At 68.3% G+C, this 3,707-nt stretch carries 3 protein-coding genes; 1 reads left to right on the forward strand and 2 read right to left on the reverse strand.

Annotation, left to right across the window (positions count from 1 at the left end; genetic code table 11):
• Nucleotides 1-1,326, reverse strand: a 1,326-nt coding sequence (locus Q1V87_RS10765) for an O-antigen ligase family protein (RefSeq protein ID WP_300592509.1), incomplete at its 3' end; no start/stop codon positions are given.
• Between the two features lie 95 nt (nucleotides 1,327-1,421).
• Nucleotides 1,422-2,813 carry an O-antigen ligase family protein gene (locus tag Q1V87_RS10770; protein ID WP_300592512.1) on the reverse strand — a complete coding sequence of 464 codons (1,392 nt, stop codon included), beginning with the start codon at nucleotides 2,811-2,813 and terminating at the stop codon, nucleotides 1,422-1,424.
• Between the two features lie 85 nt (nucleotides 2,814-2,898).
• Between Q1V87_RS10770 and manA the strand changes: the two genes are divergently transcribed.
• Nucleotides 2,899-3,707: mannose-6-phosphate isomerase, class I (gene manA, locus Q1V87_RS10775; protein ID WP_300592514.1), on the forward strand; the 809-nt coding region annotated here is incomplete at its 3' end.

The following is a 3,707-nucleotide window of genomic DNA, read 5'->3' on the forward strand; positions in this document are numbered from 1 at the left end:
AGGCTGCAGCTTGGCCAGGAACAGCACGGTCAGCATCCAGCCCCACAGCAGGAGCGGGCTGGACTCGGTGATCCCCTGGATGACGACGATGACGCCGACGGCGACGGGGAGGAGCGACACGGTGGCGGTGACCCGGTCGTCACGGCGCTGCCAGCGGTGGTGGCGCACCGCGAACACCCACGTGCGCCATACGAAGAGCGCATAGAGGGCGGCAAGCACTACCACGCCGACCACGCCGAGCTGGAACCACACGTCGACCCACACGCTGTGCGCCTGGATGATGTGCAGCCCTCGGGGCATGACGATCCAGTCGGAGAACGCCGGATCCCACGGGATCCACGGTGTAGCGAAGCCATTGCCGACGACGGGCTGAGCCGCCCCGCGAGAGAAGACGAGATCCCAGATCTCGGTGCGGTCGGTGAGGTCCCCGTCGCGGCCGAGGAACGACAGGATGCCGCGCCGCATCACCCACGCGAGGCCCGCCGCGACCGCGCCGACCACTGCTGCAGCGAGATAGACCCGCATGCGACCCGCCGTCGTGCGCGCCATACGTGCCGCCAGCAGGATGACAAGCGCGATCGCGAGAGCGATCGTCGCGATGAATGCGGTCGCCGATTCGGTGCGAACCAACAGATACGCCGAGACTGCAAGTACCGCGATGAAGATGCCCCGCTGGTGTCGCTCGATAGCCAGACGAATGCTGACCACGACCACTGCAAGCAGCGCCAGCATCGCGAGCAGGTTGGCGTTACCGACGATCCCATCGAGGCGGCCGCCGGTGAACAGCTGGGCGCTCGTCCAGATATCACTACGCTCGGTGTGCGTATCCACGGCGGCAAACTCGATTCCGACCGGACCACCCACGATGAGGGCCGCCCACGCTTCGAAGGCGACCGAGAACGCCATGACGGCGGCGAGCGCCCAGGCGAGTGCTGAGACGAGTTGGCGCCACGTGAGCATCGCGGCAAGGGCGATGCCAACGAGCGTCGTCGCCGCGAGCAGAGCCCACGTCAGCGCCGTTGTCTCGGGCCACCGCGACCAGGCAATGCTGGCGGCTGCCCATCCCGTGAAGGCGAGAGCGGTCCACGGCAGGGCCCGCCACTGCGGGGCACGGATGACGCGCACGGCGATGACCGCGACTCCCGCGCACGCGATGACGCCTGCGCCAGCGGCTGCGGGTGCGCCGAACGCCGCCGCCCATCCGGGTGCCGTGAAGGCGATGAACAGGACCACGCCGGCCCACAGGTGCGGAGCGCGGCGCAGCGGAATCGTGGTGGAGGGGGCGACGACAGGAAGAGTGGCCGTAGAGGCGCTGAAAGCCGTCATCGATGGCCACGCTAGCTGGCCGATGTCACAGATCGGTCACAGACTCCCGAGCCTTCCCACCGAATCTGGAACGCCAGAGCCATCCGCGGCCGAAGTCAGCTGGCCCGCAACAGCTCCCCGCGCTCGATCGCCAAGCGTTGTTCGGCGGGTCCCTCGCCGATGTGCGGGGACTGCTTGATCTTGGACCCGAGCAGGATCATGAGCATCCATCCCCAGCCCATGAGGGGCGCCGTTTCGGCAAGACCCTGGACGAGGAGTACCGCGGCGGTGAGCGTCGGCAGCAAGGTCAGCGCCGAGTACGGCCGATCGGCCCGCAGATCCCAGCGCGGCCGGTCGACGGCGAAGAACCAGGAACGCCACACGAACGCCAGGTAGGCGAAACCGAGCAGGAAGACGCCGACGACGCCGAGTTGAAACAGGATGTCGACCCACACGCTGTGCGCCTGCGTGACCTGCCTGCCATCGAGCACGATCCAGTCCTGGAACGCGGGATCCCACGGCAGCCAGGGCGTGGCGAAGCCGCCGCCGAAGGCGAGGTGATCGCCCGCGCGTTCGAGGACAGCGGTCCAGATCGTTTCGCGGTCGAGAAGGTCAGCCGTGCGGTCGAGCGCGGTGAACACGGGAACCCGCCACACCCAGAGTGCGAGCGCGCCAGCAGCGCCGATGACGGCATAGCCGACGTAGTAGCGCGTGCGCTCGCCGGGCTTTCGAGCGGTCCGCATCAGCAGCACGGTCGCCAGCACGAGCGCGACCCCGGCGGTGGCGATCCACGCGGTCACGGATGCCGCGAGCACGAGCGTCAGGGCAGAGAGTCCGATCCACACGCCGAGCATGATCCGGCGCGACTCTCGCGCGGCGAATTCGATCGCGAACACGATGACCGCGAGCAGAGCGATCATGCCGAGGAGGTTCGGGTTCCCGATGACGCCGTCGATGCGCGCGCCGGCGAAGATACCGCCGCTGATCCACTCGGCGCCGCCGGCCGCGGCATCCGTCTCGAACCCCGCGTACAGGGTGCCGCCGACGAGCCACGCCACCAGCACCTCGGCGACAAGAGAGAGACCGATCACCCATCCGAGGGCGGCCCCGATCGCGCGAACGATCTCGCGCCAGGTGAGCACGCTCGCGATGGCGACTCCCTGGAAGGTCGTGGCAACCAGCAGCAGCCACGTGAGCGCGGATGTCTCGCGCCAGCCCGACCACGCGATGGACAGCCCGGCCCACAGGATGAACGTTCCCGCAATCCAGGGGAGCCGTCGCCATTGGAACGGTGGGCGGATTACCGCGACCATGACCGCTGATCCGGCGACGATCACACCGCCGACGATCGCCGTGACAGGCACGCCGAATCCGAGCACCCAGCCCGGAGCTGTGAAGGCAAAGAAGAGGCTGAAGACCATCCAACCGCGCAGCAGAAGATGCCGGGTGCGCTCCCGCTCTGGAGCGACCGGCGGCGCCGAAGCTGGATGACGGCTGAAGCTGGCCATGGTGCTCTCAGGGTAGCGCTCAGCGTCTGCCCGATGCGGGGGCCACTGGCCAGGATGCTGACGCTGGCGTCGGTACGCTGGTCGCGTGCTGGTTCCGCTTATGAACACGCCCCGCGACTACGCCTGGGGGTCCACGACTCTGATCGCCGAGCTGGAGGGACGCACCCCGACCGGCGCGCCCGAGGCCGAAGTGTGGTTCGGGGACCATCCCGGCCACCCAGCCCGTGTGCCGGACGGTCGGACTCTCGGCGAATGGCTCGCCTCCGGTGACGCGCCCGAGGGCACTCCGGAGCGACTGCCGTACCTGCTGAAGATCCTCGCCGCGTCGTCGTCGCTCTCCATTCAGGCGCACCCCTCGAAGGAACAGGCCGAGGCGGGTTTCGCGCGCGAAGACGCAGGCGGCGTGGCCCGCGACGCGGGAAGCCGCAACTATCGAGACGACAATCACAAGCCCGAGATCATCGTCGCAATCAGTGATCGCTTCCGCGCCCTTGTGGGGTTGCGCCCCTTGGATCAGACTCGCCGGCTCGTCGAGACGCTGGGGGCGGGAGCGGAGCCCCTCCTGTCGAGGCTGACGGGTGGCGAGGATGCTGAGGTTCTGCGGGCGACCCTGCGATGGGCTCTGAGCGAAGAGGCTCGAGCGAGCCTCCCCGACCTCGTCGCTGAGATCCGCCGCGCGGACAGCGACGAGTTCGCGCAAGAGTTGGACGTCCTGCGCCGGATCGCCGACGAGTTCCCTGGAGACGGAGGACTCATTGTCGCGCTCTTGATGAACCTCGTGGTGTTGCAGCGCGGAGAGGCAGTTTTCGCCCCTGCGGGTGTCCTTCACGCCTATCAGGACGGCTTGGGGGTCGAGCTGATGGCCGCGAGCGACAACGTTCTGCGTGGCGGACT

It is taken from the genome of Microbacterium sp., from assembly GCF_030149085.1.
Classification (GTDB): Bacteria; Actinomycetota; Actinomycetes; order Actinomycetales; family Microbacteriaceae; genus Microbacterium.

Bases quoted from the DNA above. Each gene is read 5' to 3' on its own strand.
- Q1V87_RS10770 (WP_300592512.1), bottom strand. From the start codon at position 2,813: ATGGCCAGCTTCAGCCGTCATCCAGCTTCGGCGCCGCCGGTCGCTCCA.